This window comes from Variovorax sp. P1_H12_2 (assembly GCF_056405335.1).
In genome coordinates, this window is the sequence record NZ_JBFUCI010000568.1 from 1 (window position 1) to 3292 (window position 3292).

Sequence of the window (3292 nt, forward strand, 5' to 3'; positions counted from 1 at the left end):
CCGCCTATCTCGCCAGCATCGCCCAATACGACGACATGCAGGTGCTGATGGCGGCCCAGGTCGCCGGCCTGTACAGCTCGATCCGCACGGTGGAACTGCGGCTGCGGATCTCGCGCGAGAACGCCGAGCTGCAAAGGCGCAGCCTGCAGATCACGGAGCTGCATTTCAAGAGCGGCAACGAGTCCGAGCTGGACGTCCAGCAGGCCAAGGCCCAGTACCTGGGCACCCTCTCGACCGTGCCCCAGCTGGAGATCGTCCTGCGCCAGACCCAGAACGCATTGAGCATCCTGCTGGCCCGCCCCCCGGGCCCCTTGCCCGAGATGGACGAGGGGAAGGGGCGGATCCCGGAGGCCGGCCTGGATGTCATCGTCGACCTGCCGGCCGAACTGCTGCGACGCCGTCCGGATGTGCGGGCGGCGGAAATGCAGCTGGCGGCGCAGTCCGCCCTGATCGGTGTGAGCGTGGCAGATCTCTATCCCTCCATCTCGCTGCTGGGCTCGTTGGGCCTGTCGGCCACGTCGGTCTCGGGATCGTCACAGGTCTTGAGCGGGGCCATCGGACCCAGCCTGGTGTGGAACGTGTTCGACCATGGACGGCTGACCAACACCGTGCTGCTGCAGGACGCGAGGTTCCAGCAGTTCTATGAGCAGTACCAGGACACGGTGCTGCGGGCCGCCCGCGAGATCGATGATGCGTCGGTCGGCTTTGCCAAGACCGGCGAGCAGATCGTGCTGCTGGCCGACGCGGTGAAGGCCGCGCAGCGTTCGCTGGAAATCGCCGACAGGCAGTACAACGAAGGCTTGATCGACTTCCAGCGCGTGCTCGACTCGCAGCGGACGCTCTTCAGCGAGCAGGACCAGCTGGTCGCCAGCCGCGGCAGCCAGTCGCAGAGCCTGATCGCCATCTACAAGGCCATGGGTGGCGGTTGGGAGGCGGCCCGCAGCCGGCCGGTGCTCGACGCTGCGACGCAGGAGACCATGGGCCGGCGCAGCGACTGGAAGGGGCTGCTGGCAGTCCCGCTGCCGCCGCCCGGAGCCGATGAGCTGCCCACTCCGGAGGGGACAAGACCATGAGCGAAGCCGCCACGCAGCCCACGCAGCCGCCGCCGGAGACCGGCAAGGGCGCCCGCATCGGCGCGATCGTCGTGTTGGTGCTCATCGTCGCCAGCCTGGCCTGGTACTTCGTGTCGGATCGCCTGACGCCCTATACGTCGCAGGCCCGGGTGCAGGCCTTCGTGGTGCCGGTGGCGGCGGAGGTGTCGGGCCGGGTGCTGAAGGTGCACGTCAAGAACAACGACAGCGTGCAGCACGGACAGCAGCTCTTCGCGATCGACCCCGAGCAATACCGGATCGCACTGCAACGCAGCCGTTCCGACTACGAGTCGGTTCGGCGCTCGGTCAATGCGTCGGTGGCTTCGGTGGACGCAGCCCAGGCCTCGCTGCGGGCGGCCGCGGCCAACTATGTCTATGCCCAGCAGGATGCCACGCGACTGGAGCAGATCTTCGCGGAAGATCCAGGTGCGATTTCCATCCGCCGAGTCCAGAGCGCGCAGGCCAGCCGGGTCAAGGCACTCAGCCAGGAGCAGGCCGCCAGGGTGGACCTGATCCGCGCCCGGGAAGCCGCGGGCGACAGCGGCGACAAGAACGCGCAACTGATCAGTGCCCGCTCGGCCGTCGAAAAGGCCGAGCTGGACATGCAGCGCACGGAAGTGATCGCACCCGCCGACGGCCTCGTGACCGACCTGCGCACCGACGTCGGCCAGTTCGTGCAGGCTGGCGCGCCGCTCTTGACGCTGGTCACCATGCACGACCTCTGGATCAGCGCCGACATGACCGAGAACAACCTTGGCAACATCGAGCCCGGCGACGCGGTGGCGATCGTRCTCGATGTCATGCCGGGCAAGGTCCTGAAGGGCCGGGTGCGCAGCGTCGGCAGCGGGGTCGCCAGCGGGCAGCCGGCGCAGCCCGGGACGCTGCCGACGATCGACAACAGCCGCGATTGGCTGCGGCAGGCGCAGCGCTTTCCGGTGGCGATCGAATTCGATCCGTCCGAGCGTGAGCAGCTGCGCGCCGCGCGGGTCGGGGGACAGGCCGAGGTGCTGGTCTACACCGGCGATCATGGACTGATGAACTGGCTGGGAACGGCCTTCATCCACATGATGAGCATGCTGTCCTATGTCTACTAGGCGGCGCCGCATGGGCCGGGCCGACAAGGCCGTGCTGCGGCTGGCCATCGGCCTGGGTCTCGCGGTGCTGGTCGCCTACGGCCTGGCGCTGAAGGCGCCCTACGCGGTCTGCGTGGTGGCCGTGCTGATCCTGTGCAAGCCGGGTCCGCCGATCCCGCTCTTCAAGGGCATCGCCTTCGCCCTCGTCGTGGCCGCCCTGATGATGGCCGGTGTGCTGGTGGTCCCGGTGCTCGAGAACTACGCGCTGGCCGGCGTGCTGCTGACAGGGGCGTTGCTCTACACGGTGTTCTATTCAGGCGCGCGCAAGGCCAATCCGCTGACGACGATCGTGGTGATGGCCATCACCTTGATTCCGGTCATCGGGGTGGTGGAGCAGGCCCTCGCATTCCAGATCGGCGTGACCCTCGCGGTGGGGCTTTGCATCGGCGTGCTGGTCAGCGGCGCTTCGCACGCTCTCTTCCCCGATCTCCCCGTGCCCGCCGGCGAAAGGGCTGCACCGCAGGTCCCCACCCGGGAGTCGGCGAGCTGGACCGCCTTGCGCGCCGTCGTGGTCGTCATGCCGGTCTTCGTGCTGGCGCTGACCAACCCCTCCTTCTACGTCGCAGCGATCATGAAGTCRGTGGCCCTGGGGCAGCAGGCCGGCGCCACGAACACCCGGTCCGCCGGACAGGAGCTCGTGGGATCCACGCTCATGGGCGCAGCGATCGCCGGATGCCTCTGGTTCGGCCTTTCGCTGCGCCCCAACCTGTGGATGCTGATGCTGTGGATGGCCGCGGCCGCGCTGTGGGCCGGGGCGCGGCTGTTCCGGGTCCGGCCCAGTGCCTTGCCGCCATCCTTCTGGCTCCAGTCCCTGGTGACCATGCTGCTCCTGCTGGGGCCGGCCATCGAGGACAGCGCCGGCGGCAAGGATGTGCTCAAGGCATCGGCGATGCGCGTCGCCTTGTTCGTCGCCGTGGCGCTCTATGCCTGGGCGACGGTGTGGGCGCTGGAACACTGGCGAGCCGCCAGATCCGACGCGCTGTTCTTCAGACCAGGCTGAACGGAGGATTCGCACCATGCTGATCAATCTGGCGATCGGGCTGCCGACCATCCTGCTGTGCCTGGTGC

3 protein-coding genes are annotated in these 3292 nt (G+C 68.2%); all 3 read left to right on the forward strand.

The genetic code is table 11. From position 1 onward, the window contains the following. On the forward strand, positions 1-1073 hold a 1073-nt coding region (locus tag AC1D2K_RS32440; protein ID WP_478094259.1), incomplete at its 5' end, for a TolC family protein. Next, positions 1070-2185, forward strand: coding sequence for an HlyD family secretion protein (locus tag AC1D2K_RS32445; protein ID WP_478094261.1), 1116 nt, complete (start codon positions 1070-1072; stop codon positions 2183-2185). The genes AC1D2K_RS32440 and AC1D2K_RS32445, both read left to right, overlap by 4 nt. 10 nt (positions 2186-2195) lie before the next feature. Then, positions 2196-3224, forward strand: coding sequence for a DUF2955 domain-containing protein (locus AC1D2K_RS32450; protein ID WP_478094262.1), 1029 nt, complete (start codon positions 2196-2198; stop codon positions 3222-3224). The last annotated feature ends 68 nt before the right edge of the window (positions 3225-3292 follow it).